A 17,019-nucleotide genomic window follows, 5' to 3' on the forward strand; every position below is an offset into this window, starting at 1 on the left:
TTAAACCTTTCTCATCCCTGCACGGTCACTGAAAGAAGACTTTCAGAGCGCACACCGCCGTATGGGAACCTCCCCCGACTACGCAAAACACTGGTTCACCGCCCGCGGATGGAAGCCGTTCGCCTTTCAGAAACAGGTGTGGGCCGCGGTTAAACGCGGCGAGTCCGGATTGCTGCATGCCAGCACCGGTGCCGGCAAAACCTATGCAGTCTGGTTTGCGGCGCTCAATCGCTTTGCCTCGTCTCTCACAGCCGTTGAAACCTCTCGTAAACGAAAACCGGTCGCCCAACCTCTGACAGTGCTGTGGATAACCCCTATGCGCGCACTGGCGGCCGACACCGCTCGCGCCCTGGAAACGCCACTGCTCGACTTACAGATTTCATGGAGCGTCGGCTTGCGCACCGGCGATACCAGCAGCAGCGAACGGGCACGACAGAGCCGGCGCCTGCCCACCACCCTGATCACCACGCCTGAAAGCATGACCCTGATGCTCGCCCGCGCCGATGCGCAAACGGCGCTGGCAACCCTGCGCATGGTGGTGGTCGACGAATGGCACGAGTTGCTGGGCAACAAGCGCGGCGTGCAATTGCAACTGGCCCTGGCCCGACTGCGCCGATGGAATCCGGCACTGATCGTGTGGGGTGTTTCCGCGACGTTGGGCAATCAGGCTTACGCTGAAGAGGTACTTATCCCACAAGGGGGCGGCATCAGCGTTCAGGGCCAGACGTCCAAGGCACTGCTTGTCGATACCTTGCTGCCGCCCGCCATCGAACGATTTCCCTGGGCCGGGCATATTGGCCTGAAGATGTTGCCGCAGGTCGTCGCGGAGCTGGAGTCCAGTCCCGCCAGCCTGGTGTTCACCAACACCCGCGCCCAATCCGAGATCTGGTATCAGGCCTTGCTGGAAGCACGCCCCGACTGGGCCGGGCTGATCGCCTTGCATCACAGTTCACTGTCGCGCGATACCCGTGACTGGGTCGAGCGAGCACTCAAGGAAGGTCAACTCAAAGCCGTGGTTTGCACTTCAAGTCTGGACTTGGGTGTGGATTTTCTGCCGGTGGAGCGGGTGCTGCAAATCGGCTCGGCCAAAGGCGTCGCGCGGCTGATGCAGCGAGCCGGCCGTTCCGGGCATGCGCCGGGACGGCCTTCACGGGTGACGCTGGTGCCGACGCACAGCCTGGAACTGATCGAAGCGGCTGCGGCACAAGACGCCGTGGCACAACGACACATCGAGCCCCGCGAATCACCGCATAAACCGCTGGATGTGCTGGTTCAACACTTGATCAGCATGGCGCTGGGCGGTGGTTTTCTGCCCGATGAGTTGTATGAAGAAGTACGCGGGGCCTGGGCGTATCGCGACCTCACTGTCGCGGATTGGACCTGGGCCCTGGCGTTCGTACGCCACGGTGGGCTTTCTCTGACAGCCTATCCGGACTACCGCCGGGTGGAACCGGATGAGCACGGCGTGTGGTGCGTGCCCGATGCGCGACTGGGGCGGCGACATCGCATGAGCATTGGCACCATCGTCAGCGATGCGAGTATCCAGCTGAAGTTCTGGAGCAAAGGCGGCGGCAAGCAATTGGGCAGTGTCGAGGAAGGGTTTATCGCGCGATTGAAACCGGGTGACGGTTTTCTGTTTGCCGGGCGCCTGCTGGAGTTGGTCCGGGTGGAAAACATGACCGCTTATGTCAAACGCAGCACCGCGAAAAAAGCCGCGGTGCCGCGCTGGAATGGCGGACGGATGCCGCTTTCCAATGAGCTGGCGCAAGCGGTGGTCGAGCGTTTCAGCGCGGCGGCGCAGGGCGAATGTGTCGGCCCGGAAATGCGCGCATTGCGACCTCTCTTAGAGGTGCAGCAATGCTGGTCCGCTTTGCCGACGTCGACAACGTTTCTGGCGGAGGCGCTCAAGTCTCGCGAAGGCTGGCATCTGTTCCTGTATCCCTTTGCCGGACGCCAGGTGCATCTGGGGCTGGCGAGTTTGTTGGCGTGGCGCGTGAGTCAGCAGCAGGCGGTAACGTTTTCCATCGCGGTGAATGATTATGGGCTGGAGTTGCTCAGCGCCACGCCTGTGGACTGGCCGCAAGTGTTGAGTCCCGCACTGTTGAGTCCCGAGCACCTGCTGGAAGACGTGCTCGCCAGTCTGAACGCTGGAGAACTGGCGCTTCGTCGTTTTCGGGAAATAGCGCGGATCGCCGGGCTGGTGTTTGTCGGCTATCCGGGCGCGCCCAAAAGCACACGTCAGGTTCAGGCGTCGAGTGGGTTGTTCTTTGAAGTGTTTAAACAGTACGACGCCGGGAATCTGTTACTGGCGCAGGCCGGGGAAGAAGTCCTGCGCGAAGAACTGGATATTCAGCGCCTGGAACAGACGCTGGAGCGTATCAATCGTCTGCAACTGGACCTGCATCAGCTCAAACGTCCTACACCGCTGGGGTTTCCACTGTTGGTTGAGCGTATGCGCGAAAGCATGAGCTCGGAAAAACTCGCAGACCGTATCCGGCGCATGGTCACCGATCTTGAGAAAACCGCTGAAACCGGGAAAACCTGATGAGCACGCCCTACCCCGTTCGACTGGCCGGTGAAGACCTGTGGCTGCTGCCGGGAAAAGCCATTTACTGGCCAGCGCAACAAGCCCTGCTCATTGCCGATGTGCATTTTGGTAAAGCAGCGGCGTATCGCAGCCTTGGCCAACCGGTGCCTCATGGCACGACCGCCAGTAATATCGCGGTGCTTGACGGCTTGCTGGCTGCCTTGCCCTGCCGCCAACTGATTTTTCTCGGGGACTTTCTTCACGGGCCCGATTCTCATGCCGCGGCCACATTGCGCGCGCTGGCCGAATGGCGGGCTCGGCACGCTGATTTGCCGATGACGCTGATTCGCGGCAACCACGACAAACGAGCCGGCGATCCACCTGCCTCGCTGAACATCCGGGTAGTGCCCGAGCCGTTGCTACTGGGGCCGTTCGCCTTGCAGCATGAACCCGCCCCTCATCCTGATCGCCACGTGCTTGCCGGGCACGTCCATCCCGTTTATCGCTTAAGAGGCAAGGGTCGGCAAAGTTTGCGACTGGCGTGTTTCAGGCTGGGAGAAGCCGTCAGCCTGCTACCGGCCTTTGGGGCGTTTACCGGTGGGTATCAGGTCGAGCGGGATGACCGTTGCAGGATCTTTGTGATCGGCGACAACGAAATATGGCCAGTCAGCTGAAGTCTTCAAGGACATCAGCTGACTGGCCATTCATTTTCAACAGCAGATCATGCGACAGGCGCGGGAGGTGGCTCATCCGGCAAGGTCGGTTCACCGGGTTCCGTAGGCTGCTCGTTTGGAGTATCGGGGTCGGGTTGACCGGGGATGCCCCCCGCCATGCTGACGGGTGGATGTGCCAACAAGGACCAGGCCAAAACGCCAATCTGATTGGGCTCAAGCCTTGCCAGTTCGGCACTTATTCGAGGATCGATCTTCATAAAGCACTCCTGAGCGAAGGCCCCGTCCGCTGTGCGCGAACCGGGCAGTACACCCAATAGAGTGTCTACCCGCTCAAGAATTCCCGCTGATTGGCCAGATGAACGGATCAGGTGCGCGGCAGAGTCACTCCACGCTGCCCCTGATACTTGCCGCCACGGTCCTTATAGGAGACTTCGCACTCTTCGTCGGACTCAAGGAACAGCATCTGCGCCACACCTTCGTTCGCGTAGATTTTCGCTGGCAGATTGGTGGTGTTGGAGAACTCCAGGGTCACGTGACCTTCCCACTCGGGCTCGAGCGGGGTGACGTTGACGATGATGCCGCAGCGCGCGTAGGTGCTTTTACCCAGGCAAATGGTCAATACATTGCGCGGAATGCGGAAGTATTCGACGGTGCTGGCCAGGGCGAAGGAGTTAGGCGGAATGATGCAGACGTCACTGTGGATATCGACGAAGCTGCCCGCATCGAAGTTTTTCGGGTCGACGATCGCCGAATTGATGTTGGTAAACACCTTGAAGTGATTGGTGCAACGCACATCGTAACCGTAGCTGGACACGCCGTAGGAGATCACACGGCTATCGTCGCTGCCGCGCACCTGGCGCTCAACGAAGGGTTCGATCATCCCGTGCTCTTGCGCCATGCGGCGAATCCACTTGTCCGATTTGATGCTCATGGCGGGTGTCCTGAATAGCGAGGTGGAAAAATTCTGTCCGGCATCTTACCGGGCGCGCGCTCCGGGTTCAAAGTCCGGGGAGCAATTCTCGACGATGTCCCGTGAATTCGGGGCCTTTGACTCAATCCAATGGACCGTCAGTCCTGAAAACAGAGAAACCTTCGCAAGAAGCATTGGCACGTCCCGGAAAAAGGGTTAAGGTGGCGCCACTGTGCTGCTTGTGTCACTGAGAATCTCTACACGATATGTTGAATTTCGATCCAACCATCTACAAGAATTTTTCCTGCTCTTTGCACTCAGTCTCGGCCAGGGTTCTTCCTGAGTCGCAGTTATCTTTGTTCAAGGAGTTACACCATGTCTAATCGCCAAACCGGTACCGTTAAGTGGTTCAACGATGAAAAAGGCTTCGGCTTCATCACTCCACAATCCGGTGACGACCTGTTCGTTCACTTCAAAGCTATCCAATCCGACGGCTTCAAAAGCCTGAAAGAAGGCCAACAGGTTTCTTTCATCGCTACCCGCGGTCAGAAAGGCATGCAAGCTGAAGAAGTTCAAGTTATCTAACTTGTACTTGCTTTAGTAAAAAGCCCCGCCCTTAAAAGCGGGGCTTTTTTGTGCCTGTGTGTTTTTCAGGCACAAAAAAATCGCAGCCCCAGGCTGCGATTTTTCTTTGACGCCTTACCAGGCCACGCCAAACCCTGCGGTGTAGCGCGTCTTGTCCAGATCAGACTCATCGGTACCGCTGATGATATCCCGCTCCGCCTTCAGGTTAAGCGACGCCCATTCGGTCACCTTGTAGCGCAAGCCAATTTCTGAATCCAGCGCGTAATCGGCCACGCCCGACAACGGCTTGCCAATCTCCCCATTGGTGAAGAACTCCACCTTCTTGCCGATCAGGTAGCGGTTGTAATCCCACTTCATCGCCAGGGAATAGAAGTTTTCCTTGCTGCCGTCGGTGAACTCGTAGTCCGTACGGTTGACCAGCGAGCCCAGGGAGAATGCGCCCAATTCGTTGTCCCAGAACTGGTAGCCCGGACCGGTACCGACGGTGCGCTGACGGGACAGGTCTTCGACTTTGTCGCGCTTATAAACAGCCCGACCCTGCCAGAACCATTTTTCAGTCAGGAAGCGGTCGAGGGAGTATTCAGCCCGCCAGTTGTCAGTGGTCACGACGTCATCCTGGAATTCGCGGTTGTACTCGCCTTCTGCGATATGCCGCCATTTACCGTGGCGCGCCGTGGTCTTGAAGTCGATGTCGTAGTCATCGGTGTCATTTTCCGCCCGCTGGTAATCCAGCGCGGCGTCGATATTGCCCTTCCACACCAGATCTTCCACGACCGGCTTGGGTTTGAGGATCTGCTGGATACTGGCCAGCTCAACCGTCTTCGGTGCCTCGCCATTTTGCAGCGTCACCTTGCCATCGTCGGCCGCATGCAGCGACTTGGCCTTCTCGCCGGTGTAGGCATCCTGCTTGACCAGTAACTCCTGATCACTCTCCAGGGTTTTGACCTGCTTCCAGTCGATCGGGACCGCACCGGCATACTCGGTTTGAATCAGCAATTTGCCGCCATCGAACAGCGTGATCTTGCCGCTCAGTTTGTCTCCGTTCTTTAACCAGACGGTATCAGCGAGCAAAGGTGAGGAGACACTGGCAACAGCGAGGCACAGCAAGGTTCTGGACAACATAAGCAAAGACAGGCTCAAGATTGCGAAAAAAAGTCGGCATTATCCTCAGGAATAAGGCCCTAGCAAGGACTGACCCGACTATTACTATTGAGTTCATTTCTCAATCCGTGATCCCCGACTTACTCTACAGACGGCAAAGCGAACTTTTTCAGGAACCACCGGACGTGACCGACCCAACCGCTGATACCGAAAGCCCGGCGCAAATCCGACGCACGGCGCTGTACCTGACCCTGGCGCAAGTGCCCGAGGGCAAAGTGGTGAGCTATGGTCAATTGGCAGAGCTGGCCGGACTCGGTCGCGCCGCTCGTTGGGTTGGACGCACACTGAGCCAATTGCCGGGTGACACGAAACTGCCTTGGCACCGGGTGCTGGGTGCCGGTGGTCGGATCAGCCTGCCGGTGGGCAGCCCTTCAGGGGACGAGCAGCGCGCGCGATTACGTGCTGAAGGCATCAGTGTCCTGAATAATCGTGTTGATATTCAGCGCCATGGCTGGCGTCCGGTAGAGCACAGCGGTTAGAGTGCGCCCTTTGTTTCCGTATTTCTTGAGGCAGACTCCAGCCCATGCCCCGTAAAACCTGGCGCGCCGCGCTCGCCGCCTATGCCAGCCCCTCGACGCTCGTGTTGTTGTTGCTTGGTTTCGCCGCCGGCCTGCCCTACATGCTGGTGTTTTCAACGCTTTCCGTCTGGCTTCGCGAGGCCGGTGTAGCCCGCGAAACCATTGGTTATGCAAGTTTGATCGGCTTGGCCTACGCCTTTAAATGGGTGTGGTCCCCGTTGCTGGACCAATGGCGCCTGCCATTTCTCGGCAAGCTGGGGCGTCGACGCTCATGGCTGGTGCTATCGCAGTCGCTGGTGATCCTCGGCCTGATCGGCATGGGTTTTTGTGACCCACAAAAACATTTGTCCTGGTTGATCGCTATTGCCGTGGTCGTAGCCTTCGCTTCGGCGACGCAAGACATCGCAGTAGACGCCTACCGCCTGGAAATCGCCGAAGACAGTCGCCAGGCCGCCCTCGCCGCCAGCTATATGTCCGGTTATCGAGTCGCCGCGTTGCTGGCGACCGCCGGCGCACTGTTCTTCGCCGAGGGTTTCGGCTCCACAGGCTTCAACTATCAGCATTCGGCCTGGGCCGGCACCTACGTACTGTTCGGCGCCCTGATGATCCCGGCGTTGCTCACCTCGATATTCATGCGCGAACCGCCCGTGCCACTGCGCACCCAGCTTCAGGCCGGCCGCTACAGCTTTGTGCATCAACTGGCGTCGGTGTTTGTACTGATCGTGCTGCTGGTGTCAGTGCCCGCCATGTTCACCCAGCTCTATAACACCGACTTCGCCAGCGTGCTGTTCGGCGGCGTCAGCCTGCTCGATCTGGTCCTCGAAGACCGGGCGCTGCTGCGGGCGATTCTCTACACCACGCTGACCGCCCTGTGCCTCTCGACGATGGGCCGCCGCGGCCTGGCACCAGTGCTGACACCGGTCAACGACTTCATTACGCGCTATCGCTGGCAAGCGCTCCTGCTGCTGGGCTTGATCGCCACCTACCGGATGTCCGACACGGTCATGGGCGTCATGGCCAACGTGTTTTATATCGATCAGGGCTTCACCAAGGATCAGATTGCCGGTGTCAGCAAGATCTTCGGCTTGATCATGACTCTCGTCGGCGCCGGCATGGGCGGCCTGCTGATTGTGCGTTTCGGCATCCTGCCGATCCTGCTGATCGGCGGCATTGCGTCGGCCGGCACCAACCTGCTGTTCCTGATGCTCGCCGACATGGGCGCCAACCTGAACATGCTGATCGTCACCATTTCCTTGGACAACTTCAGTTCCGGCCTGGCGACCTCAGCCTTCGTCGCTTACCTGTCGAGCCTGACCAACCTCAAGTTTTCCGCCACCCAATACGCCCTGCTCAGCTCGATCATGCTGCTGCTGCCACGCCTGATCGGCGGCTATTCGGGGGTCATGGTCGAGAAGTTCGGCTACCACAATTTCTTCCTGATCACTGCCCTGCTCGGCGTTCCGACACTGCTGCTGATCGCCCTGCACTGGTACCAGGAAAGCCGTCGCGCAGGCCCGACACCGACACCGGAACCGTTGCCGACCCAGATCGTGGAAGAATCGTAGGACGCATCGCAAAGGGCGGCATGAATACCGCCCTCGTGCCACACCACCGACCGCACGCCTGTACGCCAGCGGATCTCGCCCGTACAATGCTCCGTCATTTCTCGTCATCAGCAACCGACAACGGCCAACCATGCGCACCAGTCAATTTTTGCTCGCCACACAGAAAGAAACGCCTTCCGACGCGGTCGTGATCAGCCACCAGCTGATGCTGCGCGCCGGCATGATCCGCAAACTTGCCTCAGGCCTCTACACCTGGCTGCCGATGGGCTTGCGAGTCATGCGCAAGGTCGAAGCCGTCGTTCGTGAAGAAATGAACGCTGCGGGTTCTCTCGAAGTGTTGATGCCGAGCACACAACCGGCTGAGCTGTGGCAGGAATCCGGTCGTTGGGAAGAATACGGCCCTGAATTGCTGCGCTTCAAGGATCGCCACGGTCGCGATTTCTGCGCCGGCCCGACCCACGAAGAAGTCATCACCGATCTGATGCGCAACGAGTTGAGCAGCTACAAACAGCTGCCGATCAACCTGTACCAGATCCAGACCAAATTCCGTGATGAAATCCGCCCACGCTTCGGCCTGATGCGCGGCCGTGAATTCATCATGAAGGACGCCTACTCGTTCCACGCGGACCAGCCTTCGCTGCAGGTCACTTACGACCGCATGCACCAGGCGTACTGCAACGTGTTCACCCGTCTGGGCCTGAAGTTCCGCCCTGTAGAAGCCGACAACGGCTCCATCGGCGGTGCTGGCTCCCACGAATTCCACGTTCTGGCTGAATCCGGCGAAGACGACATCGTCTTCAGCAACGGTTCCGACTACGCGGCGAACATCGAGAAAGCCGAAGCCGTACCGCGTGAAACTTCTCGCCCAGCACCGGCCGAAGAACTGCGTCTGGTTGATACGCCTGACACCAAGACCATTGCCGCACTGGTGGAAAAATTCAATCTGCCGATCGAAAAGACCATCAAGACCCTGGTCGTTCACGCAGAAGAGAAAGGCAAGCTGATTGCCCTGATCATCCGTGGCGACCATGAGCTGAACGAAATCAAGGCCGCCAACCAGCCAGGCGTTGCCAGCCCGCTGGTCATGGCCTCCGAAAGCGAACTGCGCGACGCCATTGGCGCCGGCGCCGGCTCCCTCGGTCCGTTGAACCTGCCACTGCCGATCATCATCGACCGCTCCGTCGAACTGATGAGCGACTTCGGCATCGGCGCCAACATCGACGACAAGCACTACTTCGGCGTGAACTGGGAGCGTGATCTGCCAGTTCCAACCGTTGCCGACCTGCGCAACGTAGTCGCCGGTGATCCAAGCCCGGATGGCAAGGGCACCCTGGAAATCAAGCGCGGCATCGAAGTCGGGCACATTTTCCAGCTGGGCAACAAGTACAGCAAAGCGATGAAGTGCGAAGTGCTGGGCGAGAACGGCAAGCCGGTCACCCTGGAAATGGGTTGCTACGGCATCGGCGTTTCCCGCGTGGTCGCGGCGGCCATCGAGCAGAATAACGACGCCAACGGCATCATCTGGAGCGACACGCTTGCGCCGTTCCAGGTCGCCCTGGTGCCATTGCGCTACGAAACCGAACAGGTTCGCGAAGCCACTGACAAGCTCTACGCAGAACTGGCGGCTGCCGGCTTCGAAGTCCTGCTGGACGACCGCGACAAGAAAACCAGCCCGGGCATCAAGTTTGCGGACATGGAGCTGATCGGCATTCCTCACCGGATCGTGGTCAGTGACCGCGGCCTCGCCGAAGGCAATCTGGAATACAAGAGCCGCACCGAACCTGAAGCGCAAGCGCTGCCGGTTGCTGACGTGCTGTCTTTCCTCCAGGCCCGTATCCGCCGCTGACACCAGATAGAGAAGTCATGTTCAAGCGAAACACCTTAGGCCTCGGTGGTGCCGCCCTGTGCGGCACCCTGCTGGTCAGCGGCTGCGCCAATCACATGTCGCAACGCAGCGAGCACGAGGAACGTGTCGAGCGCAAACTGCTCGATCACAGCCTGCAGATCGATGTCGGCGAGCCCAAGGTGCTTGATCTGCCGCAACGTCGGGTGAAAATCCACGAGCAGAAGACCTTCGAAGTCACCGAATTCGAAGTCACGCGCCACTACGATCGCTACACGCCTTACCAACCCTGGCGGGAGGTCTACGAGATCCCGCTGGGCGCAGTGGCCGTCGTGGCCGGTGTCGGTGCGAACGTGGTCAACGTGTTTGCCCTCGGCAATCTGCCAGACAGCGTGACCAAGGATTGGCTGAGCTACGGTTTCGCCGGGCTCAACCCGTTCATGAACGTGCAATCCCACGGTCGTGCGCAGCAAAACCTGGCGGGTATCGACGAGGTTCAGCGCGACAAACGCACCGAATACTCGAGCCTGCCCTGGAGTGAGCGTCCGGTGGAGGTCAAGGCCGGCAAGGAAACATTCGAACTGAGCACCGACAAAAACGGCGTTCTGCGCCTGAATCTGCTGGACAGCCCGTTCGCCGAACATGACATCAATCATCTGACCCGCCTGCTGATCAGCGTCGAAGATGGGCAGGATGATGTGCATACCGACTCATCCCTGGCGGTCAGCAGCTCTTTGCGCGGCAAGCTGCTCGAGGCCCACGAGCTGATTTATGACGACCTTGAAGACGACGAAGTGAGCCAGTGGGTACACCGGGTCAAGCGCCTTTCAGACCTGGGTCTTGAAGAGGAAGCCAGCGAACTGGAACAAAGCCTGATCGAACTGACGCGCAATGATCCTGAGTTGCAGACTGAATTCCTCAAGTCGTTGACCAAGGATGCAGGGCGCTTGGTAGCGGATCCGGGACCGAACTAAAAGCATCGCGAGCAAGCTCGTTCCCACAATGGATCTATGCAGCAGCATAGATCCTTGCTCGCGATGGGGCCCTCAATTCACCACCGAACTACCGCTCAAACAACTCCATCTGCTCAAACCCACCCCGCAAATCCTCAAGCCTGACCCCAACCCCCAACAAACGCACCGGTTTCCCGCCGCGATTGAACGCCTGGGTCAGTAAAAGCTGATAACTCCCCAAATCCCGCCCTGCCCCGGCCTGCTCCAGCGTGGTCTGGGTAAAGTCGTGGAATTTCACTTTGACGAACGGCTTGCCCGGCCGATAGCTGCTATCGATTCGCGCCATGCGCCCCGCCAGGGTTTCCAGCAGTTCGGGCAATTTATCCAGGCAGCTCACCAGGTCCGGCAAATCTACGTCGTAGGTATTTTCAACACTGATCGACTGCCGCCGACTGTCGTTGTGGACCAAACGGTCATCTACCCCACGGGCCAGACTCCAGAGTCGTTCGCCAAAGCTGCCGAATTCGCGCACCAATGCCAATTTGTCCCACTCGCGTAAATGCGAGCAATCGACGATGCCAAGCCTGCCCAGCTTATCGGCCGTGACTTTACCCACACCGTGCAACTTGCTCACCGGCAAGCCGCTGACAAAGTCTTCCACTTGATCCGGCGTGATGACGAACAGCCCGTTGGGTTTTTTCCAGTCACTGGCGATTTTGGCCAGAAACTTGTTCGGCGCCACGCCGGCCGACACGGTGATATGCAATTGATTGGACACCCGCCGACGGATGTCCTGGGCGATACGCGTCGCGCTGCCACCGAAATGCGTGCTGTCCGACACATCGAGGTAGGCCTCATCGAGGGACAGCGGCTCGATCATGTCGGTGTAGTCGCGAAAGATTGTGTGAATTTCCTTCGACGCTTCTCTATAGGCGTCCATGCGCGGCTTGACGATGGTCAGGTCCGGGCACAGCTTCAACGCATGCCCGGAAGACATGGCTGAACGCACGCCATAGGCGCGCGCCTCATAGTTACAGGTCGCAATCACTCCCCGCCGATCCGCCGAACCACCCACTGCCAACGGTTTGCCGGCCAGGCGCGGGTCGTCACGCATCTCGATGGCAGCGTAAAAGCAGTCACAATCGACGTGGATGATTTTTCGCTGGGTCATATAAAAGCGCAGTTCATGACGGAGAAAGGGCGTGTTGGCGTGTCGGATAAGCAGTATCTCACTCGCACCTGTATATAGCACCAGTAGTCTGAATGTTCTTTTTCACACGTAGGAAAGGACGCAGTGCATTTATTTTATCAATCGACTGTGAGGTGCCAATAGAGCTGCAAGCCTTGCCGGGCGTGCCTTTCAGCCGTTATCCAGGTCTTGCTTGCAAGCTAAGCGGTTGAACAGGAACAGGTTTTTCCATAATTTGAGGTTGACACCCCTGCGATCCTCTGTAGAATGCCGACACACAGACGCGGGATGGAGCAGTCTGGTAGCTCGTCGGGCTCATAACCCGAAGGTCGTCGGTTCAAATCCGGCTCCCGCAACCAAACATCAAAAAAGGCTACTCGAAAGAGTGGCCTTTTTTGTGCGCGCCTGTTTTGTAGGTATGAGCGAAGAAATGGAGCCTTTAGGCGATCGTGGCCAGAAATGAGAAATCGTTCTGATTCCGAAACTTAGGTCTCCCCTGCAACCGTTCGCCGATCATTTACGCTTATTTGACCTATATCTGGATTAACGGTTGACACCCCGCCGTTCGCCTGTAGAATGCCGCCACACAGACGCGGGATGGAGCAGTCTGGTAGCTCGTCGGGCTCATAACCCGAAGGTCGTCGGTTCAAATCCGGCTCCCGCAACCAAACATCAAAAAAGGCTACTCGAAAGAGTGGCCTTTTTTGTATCTGCAGAAAAAGTCCTTTCGCAACAATGATCTGTCACAGTGTCGTGAAGCGCCAGGGATCATCAAACTGCCGGGTTCAGACTATGCTGCAACTCAGGTGGCACCCTCTACGACTCATGACAGTCCATCGCCGCAAACCGGTGAGAGGCGTTAATATTTGTGATTATTTTTTTCTACAGGGATTGGTAACTTGGCTCGATACCTCCATCCTGTCGCGCACAATCCAAGAGGTGATTGATGCGCGCCAACTCGTCTGATCCACAAGACACCGTCACAGCGACACAACCGATCAAGGCCGGGCGTTTGCACCTGCTCGATTTGATCAGCAAATACCGCCAGCCCATTGGCCTGGCGGTCACGCTGCTGTTGTTCGCGATCGCGCTGATTGCCTGTCGTCATCTGCTGAGCGAACTCGACCTGTACGCTTTGCACGATTCGATCCTGGAAGTCCCGAAACCGGCCCTGCTCGGCGCACTGGGTGCGACCATCGTCGGCTTCATCATTCTGTTGGGCTACGAATGGTCGGCCAGCCGCTATGCGGGCGTGACGCTGCCGCCGCGAATCCTTGCACTTGGTGGCTTCACGGCCTTTGCCATCGGCAACGCCATCGGCCTTTCCATGCTCTCGGGGGGCTCGGTTCGCTACCGTTTATATGCGCGTCATGGCCTGGGGGCTGGAGACGTCGCTCACATGACGTTGTTTGCCAGCCTGTCGCTCGGTTGCGCCCTGCCACCGCTGGCCGCGCTGGCAACCCTTAGTGATCTGCCGGCCGCCTCTACCGCCCTGGGCCTGTCCGAGACATTGCTCGGCGTGATTGCCGCAGCTGTCCTGCTGCTCTTTAGCGTACTGGCCATCGGCATCTACCGCCGTCGCCTGCCGGAACAGCCTTCGCCGGACAACCTGCTGGTTAAAGTCGGTCGCCGCACCTTGCGCCTGCCCGGCCGCCGCCTGACCTTCCTGCAACTGATCATCACTGCCCTGGACGTGGCCGCCGCCGCGACCGTGCTCTATCTGTTGCTGCCGGAAGCCCCACCCTTCGGCGCCTTCCTGCTGGTGTACTTGCTGGCATTGGCCGCGGGTGTACTCAGCCACGTGCCGGGCGGGGTCGGCGTATTCGAGGCGATCCTGCTGGCTGCCTTTGCCGATTCACTCGGCGCAGCACCACTGGCGGCGGCCCTGCTGCTGTATCGACTGATTTATGTGGTGTTGCCTTTGCTGGTGGCCTGCATCTTCCTGCTGATTAATGAAGGCCAGCGCCTGTTTCAGTCGCGTCAGTCCCTACGTGCAGCGTCCGGCCTCGCCGCACCAATTCTGGCGGTGCTGGTATTCCTGTCTGGGGTAGTGCTGCTGTTTTCCGGCGTGACCCCGGAAATCGATACCCGCCTGGAACACATCGGTTTTCTGATCCCGCATCGTCTGGTCGACGCCTCGCACTTCGGCGCCAGCCTGATCGGCGTGCTGTGCCTGTTGCTGGCTCAAGGCTTGCGCCGACGTTTGTCGGCCGCCTGGATGCTGACCACTATTTTGCTGCTGGTCGGCGCCCTGCTCTCCCTGCTCAAGGGTTTTGACTGGGAAGAAGCCTGCCTGATGACCCTCATCGCCAGCTTGCTGGGGGTTTTCCGTCGCTCGTTCTATCGCCCGAGCCGCCTCACCGAACTGCCCTTCTCGCCGCTGTATCTGGTGTCGAGCCTGTGCGTGCTGGGGGCCTCGATCTGGTTGCTGCTGTTTGCGTATCAGGACGTTCCATACAGCCACCAACTCTGGTGGCAGTTCACCCTCGACGCCGACGCGCCGCGTGGCTTGCGCTCGTTGCTGGGCGCCGCCGTGCTGCTGGTCGTGGTGTCCCTGACGTGGCTGCTGCGCACCGCCCGTCCGGTCATTCACTTGCCGACGCCGGATGAACTGGAGCGCGCGTCCAGGATCCTCATGGCTTCAGCCCAACCGGATGGCGGCCTCGCTCTGACCGGTGACAAGGCGCTGCTGTTTCACCCTAACGACGAGGCGTTTCTGATGTACGCCCGCCGTGGGCGCAGCCTGGTGGCGCTGTACGACCCGATCGGTCCGACCCAGCAACGCGCCGAGATGATCTGGCAGTTCCGTGACCTTTGCGACGTCCACCACGCCCGTCCTGTGTTCTATCAGGTGCGCGCCGAGAACCTGCCGTACTACATGGACATCGGCCTGACCGCGATCAAATTGGGCGAAGAAGCCCGAGTCGATCTGCATCGATTTGATCTCGAAGCCAAGGGCAAAGAGATGAAAGACCTGCGCTACACCTGGAACCGCGGTACCCGCGACGGGTTGTCGCTGGAGATCTTTGAGCCGGGTCATGCGCCAATGGATGAGCTCAAGGTGATTTCCGATGCCTGGCTGACCGGCAAGAACGTGCGCGAGAAAGGCTTCTCGCTGGGCCGTTTCAGCGATGATTACCTCAAGCATTTCCGCATTGCGGTGATCCGCTTTGAAGGTCGCCCGGTAGCGTTCGCCAACTTGCTCGAGACTTATGGCCATGACCTGGCCAGCCTCGACCTGATGCGTGCGCACCCGGACGCGCCAAAACTGACCATGGAGTTCATGATGGTCGGCCTGATTCAACATTATAAAAATCATGGATACGCGCGCTTCAGCCTGGGCATGGTGCCGTTGTCGGGGTTGCAACCCCGTCGTGGCGCACCACTGACCCAGCGCCTGGGCTCGATGGTTTTCCGCCGTGGTGAGCAGCTCTACAACTTCCAAGGCTTGCGCCGTTTCAAAGACAAGTTCCAGCCTGACTGGGAACCCCGTTATATGGCCGTGCCCGCCGGACTCGATCCGCTGGTAGCCCTGGCCGATACTGCTGCCCTGATTGCGGGCGGCTTGACTGGATTGGTGAAACGCTGATGATTCAACGCTCCTTGCGGTACGTACTGGCCACACTGGTAGTGCTGGCCTTGATTCTCGGTGGCGGTTACTGGTACCTGAAACGTCCGGCACCGGCTCCGACGCTCGAACTGCTGACACCGGCTGATGGCGCGGCGATGACCCGTGTGATTCCCGGCACCACGCCGAAAGCCCAGGTACTGGTGGCGGTCAATGAAGACCAGAAGCTCAGCGATCAGCAATTGATGACCCTGAGCCGCTCCAGTTCAGCGCAGATTGTCCAGGTTATCCTGCCCAAAGACTGCCTGCTGCAAAGCCGCGCCCTGCAATCGGGCCTGAGAGAACTCAAAGGCCCGGCGACTCTGGTCAGCGGCATCGGCCCTGGCGCCGTGCTGGCGTGGCGCTGGTTGTCCGAGCAGAAGAGTGACAAGGCCCAGGCTGTTTCCGTCGACCTGGCCCTGGAAAAACCGGGCTGCACCCACCTGCTGCCGAAAAGCGCCGCCCACGGCCACTGGCTGGTGGCGTGGAACGACAACCCGGACGACACCAGTGCCGGTTTCGTGCGCGACCAACCCAATGCCGAAACCAGCATCAGCGACTACGACATCAACCTGCCGCAAGTGCTGAACAACGAACTGCGCAAGATTCTCGTCGGTGGCGACAAAGCCGCTGGTGGCTTGCAGATTCCAGTGGTCGAAGTGCCAGCAGGCCAGGCCAAGGACACCGTCACCCTGTTCCTGTCCGGTGATGGCGGCTGGCGTGACCTTGACCGTGACGTGGCGGGCGAGATGGCCAAGATTGGCTATCCTGTGGTCGGCATCGACACCCTGCGCTACTACTGGCAGCACAAGAGCCCGGAGCAAAGCGCGCTGGACCTCGCCGAACTGATGCAGCACTACCGGCAGAAATGGGGCACCAAGCGCTTCATCCTGACCGGTTACTCGTTCGGCGCTGACGTACTGCCAGCGATCTACAACCGCTTGGCCGAATCGGAACAACAACGCGTCGACGCCATCATCCTTCTGGCCTTCGCCCGCACCGGCAGCTTCGAAATCGAAGTCGAAGGCTGGCTCGGCAACGCCGGCAAAGAAGCCGCCACCGGCCCGGAAATGGCCAAGCTGCCACCGGAAAAAGTGGTGTGCATCTACGGCGAAGAAGAAGTCGACGAAAGCGGCTGCACCGACAAGACCGCCGTAGGCGAAGCGATGAAACTGCCTGGCGGCCATCACTTCGACGAGAACTACCCGGCGCTGGCCCAACGGTTGGTGGACATCATCGTCAAGCGTCAGGCCAAGGACGGGGCGACGGCTCAGGAGTGATCTGAGCTGCCCACAAAAAGCCCCCGATACCTCACGGTTGCGGGGGCTTTTTCATAGGTACGCAATTTAACCCGCACCGCAGATCCCTGTGGGAGCGGGCTTGCCCGCGATAGCGGTATGTCTGTCACATCAATGTTGGATCTGCCGCCGTCATCGCGTGCAAGCCCTCTCCCACAGGATCTGCGTATCGCCTGTGCGGATGCGTCT

13 protein-coding genes and 2 tRNA genes are annotated in these 17,019 nt (G+C 59.3%); 11 read left to right on the plus strand and 4 right to left on the minus strand.

The features are described 5' to 3' along the window. The first annotated feature begins 61 nt into the window (after positions 1-61). Together J2X66_RS08825 and pdeM are read left to right on the plus strand one after the other, a co-directional pair. Entirely contained in the window at positions 62-2,545 is a 2,484-nt protein-coding gene (locus J2X66_RS08825; RefSeq protein ID WP_310263259.1) for a ligase-associated DNA damage response DEXH box helicase, read from the plus strand. Further along, complete coding sequence (pdeM, locus tag J2X66_RS08830; RefSeq protein ID WP_310263262.1) at positions 2,545-3,201, plus strand: ligase-associated DNA damage response endonuclease PdeM; 657 nt, start codon at positions 2,545-2,547, stop codon at positions 3,199-3,201. Before J2X66_RS08825 ends, pdeM begins: the two co-directional genes overlap by 1 nt. 47 nt (positions 3,202-3,248) lie before the next feature. On the opposite strand, the gene J2X66_RS08835 is transcribed toward pdeM, so the two are convergent. Together J2X66_RS08835 and dcd are read right to left on the minus strand one after the other, a co-directional pair. Next, positions 3,249-3,458, minus strand: a complete 210-nt coding sequence (locus J2X66_RS08835; RefSeq protein WP_007947208.1) for a hypothetical protein — start codon at positions 3,456-3,458, stop codon at positions 3,249-3,251. 107 nt (positions 3,459-3,565) lie between these two features. Further along, a complete protein-coding gene (dcd, locus tag J2X66_RS08840) occupies positions 3,566-4,132 on the minus strand; it encodes a dCTP deaminase (RefSeq protein ID WP_007904652.1) in 567 nt (188 codons plus the stop codon). A gap of 354 nt (positions 4,133-4,486) precedes the next feature. Here dcd and J2X66_RS08845 point away from each other — a divergent pair, with 354 nt between their 5' ends. Further along, positions 4,487-4,696 carry a cold-shock protein gene (locus J2X66_RS08845; RefSeq protein ID WP_002554837.1) on the plus strand — a complete coding sequence of 70 codons (210 nt, stop codon included), beginning with the start codon at positions 4,487-4,489 and terminating at the stop codon, positions 4,694-4,696. A gap of 114 nt (positions 4,697-4,810) precedes the next feature. Here J2X66_RS08845 and J2X66_RS08850 read toward each other — a convergent pair whose 3' ends face one another. Next, the gene (locus J2X66_RS08850; RefSeq protein ID WP_310263266.1) at positions 4,811-5,818 is read right to left on the minus strand and encodes a DUF481 domain-containing protein; all 1,008 of its coding nucleotides are present in this window, start codon (positions 5,816-5,818) and stop codon (positions 4,811-4,813) included. A gap of 164 nt (positions 5,819-5,982) precedes the next feature. On the opposite strand from J2X66_RS08850, the gene J2X66_RS08855 reads away from it, so the two are divergent. The 4 genes from J2X66_RS08855 to J2X66_RS08870 all read left to right on the plus strand — a co-directional run bounded on the left by J2X66_RS08855 (position 5,983) and on the right by J2X66_RS08870 (position 10,757). Beyond that, a complete protein-coding gene (locus J2X66_RS08855) occupies positions 5,983-6,336 on the plus strand; it encodes an MGMT family protein (RefSeq protein ID WP_027925669.1) in 354 nt (117 codons plus the stop codon). Positions 6,337-6,380: 44 nt separating this feature from the next. Beyond that, on the plus strand, positions 6,381-7,940 hold the full coding sequence (locus J2X66_RS08860; RefSeq protein ID WP_310263269.1) for an AmpG family muropeptide MFS transporter: 1,560 nt from the start codon (positions 6,381-6,383) through the stop codon (positions 7,938-7,940). 130 nt (positions 7,941-8,070) lie between these two features. Then, on the plus strand, positions 8,071-9,786 hold the full coding sequence (locus J2X66_RS08865; RefSeq protein ID WP_310263271.1) for a proline--tRNA ligase: 1,716 nt from the start codon (positions 8,071-8,073) through the stop codon (positions 9,784-9,786). Positions 9,787-9,803: 17 nt separating this feature from the next. Further along, positions 9,804-10,757, plus strand: a complete 954-nt coding sequence (locus tag J2X66_RS08870; RefSeq protein ID WP_310263273.1) for a hypothetical protein — start codon at positions 9,804-9,806, stop codon at positions 10,755-10,757. Between the two features lie 88 nt (positions 10,758-10,845). Here the strand turns inward: J2X66_RS08870 and dinB are convergent, their stop codons facing one another. After that, positions 10,846-11,907 carry a DNA polymerase IV gene (gene dinB, locus J2X66_RS08875; RefSeq protein WP_310263275.1) on the minus strand — a complete coding sequence of 354 codons (1,062 nt, stop codon included), beginning with the start codon at positions 11,905-11,907 and terminating at the stop codon, positions 10,846-10,848. A 300-nt stretch (positions 11,908-12,207) separates the two neighbouring features. Here dinB and J2X66_RS08880 point away from each other — a divergent pair. The 4 genes from J2X66_RS08880 (at position 12,208) to J2X66_RS08895 (ending at position 16,812) form a co-directional block, all read left to right on the plus strand. Then, positions 12,208-12,284: transfer RNA gene (locus tag J2X66_RS08880), tRNA-Met, on the plus strand. 232 nt (positions 12,285-12,516) lie between these two features. Then, positions 12,517-12,593, plus strand: a tRNA-Met gene (locus J2X66_RS08885). A 278-nt stretch (positions 12,594-12,871) separates the two neighbouring features. After that, complete coding sequence (mprF, locus tag J2X66_RS08890; RefSeq protein ID WP_310263277.1) at positions 12,872-15,514, plus strand: bifunctional lysylphosphatidylglycerol flippase/synthetase MprF; 2,643 nt, start codon at positions 12,872-12,874, stop codon at positions 15,512-15,514. Continuing rightward, complete coding sequence (locus tag J2X66_RS08895; protein ID WP_310263280.1) at positions 15,514-16,812, plus strand: AcvB/VirJ family lysyl-phosphatidylglycerol hydrolase; 1,299 nt, start codon at positions 15,514-15,516, stop codon at positions 16,810-16,812. The genes mprF and J2X66_RS08895 overlap by 1 nt, the downstream gene beginning before the upstream one ends. The last annotated feature ends 207 nt before the right edge of the window (positions 16,813-17,019 follow it).

The organism is Pseudomonas sp. 3296, from assembly GCF_031456615.1.
In the GTDB taxonomy this organism is placed as follows: Bacteria; Pseudomonadota; Gammaproteobacteria; order Pseudomonadales; family Pseudomonadaceae; genus Aquipseudomonas; species Aquipseudomonas mucoides.

Bases quoted from the DNA above. Each gene is read 5' to 3' on its own strand.
- J2X66_RS08825 (WP_310263259.1), top strand. From the start codon at position 62: ATGGGAACCTCCCCCGACTACGCAAAACACTGGTTCACCGCCCGCGGA.
- J2X66_RS08860 (WP_310263269.1), top strand. From the start codon at position 6,381: ATGCCCCGTAAAACCTGGCGCGCCGCGCTCGCCGCCTATGCCAGCCCC.
- J2X66_RS08865 (WP_310263271.1), top strand. From the start codon at position 8,071: ATGCGCACCAGTCAATTTTTGCTCGCCACACAGAAAGAAACGCCTTCC.
- J2X66_RS08895 (WP_310263280.1), top strand. From the start codon at position 15,514: ATGATTCAACGCTCCTTGCGGTACGTACTGGCCACACTGGTAGTGCTG.
- J2X66_RS08870 (WP_310263273.1), top strand. From the start codon at position 9,804: ATGTTCAAGCGAAACACCTTAGGCCTCGGTGGTGCCGCCCTGTGCGGC.
- dcd (WP_007904652.1), bottom strand. From the start codon at position 4,132: ATGAGCATCAAATCGGACAAGTGGATTCGCCGCATGGCGCAAGAGCAC.
- dinB (WP_310263275.1), bottom strand. From the start codon at position 11,907: ATGACCCAGCGAAAAATCATCCACGTCGATTGTGACTGCTTTTACGCT.
- mprF (WP_310263277.1), top strand. From the start codon at position 12,872: ATGCGCGCCAACTCGTCTGATCCACAAGACACCGTCACAGCGACACAA.
- J2X66_RS08845 (WP_002554837.1), top strand. From the start codon at position 4,487: ATGTCTAATCGCCAAACCGGTACCGTTAAGTGGTTCAACGATGAAAAA.
- pdeM (WP_310263262.1), top strand. From the start codon at position 2,545: ATGAGCACGCCCTACCCCGTTCGACTGGCCGGTGAAGACCTGTGGCTG.
- J2X66_RS08850 (WP_310263266.1), bottom strand. From the start codon at position 5,818: ATGTTGTCCAGAACCTTGCTGTGCCTCGCTGTTGCCAGTGTCTCCTCA.
- J2X66_RS08835 (WP_007947208.1), bottom strand. From the start codon at position 3,458: ATGAAGATCGATCCTCGAATAAGTGCCGAACTGGCAAGGCTTGAGCCC.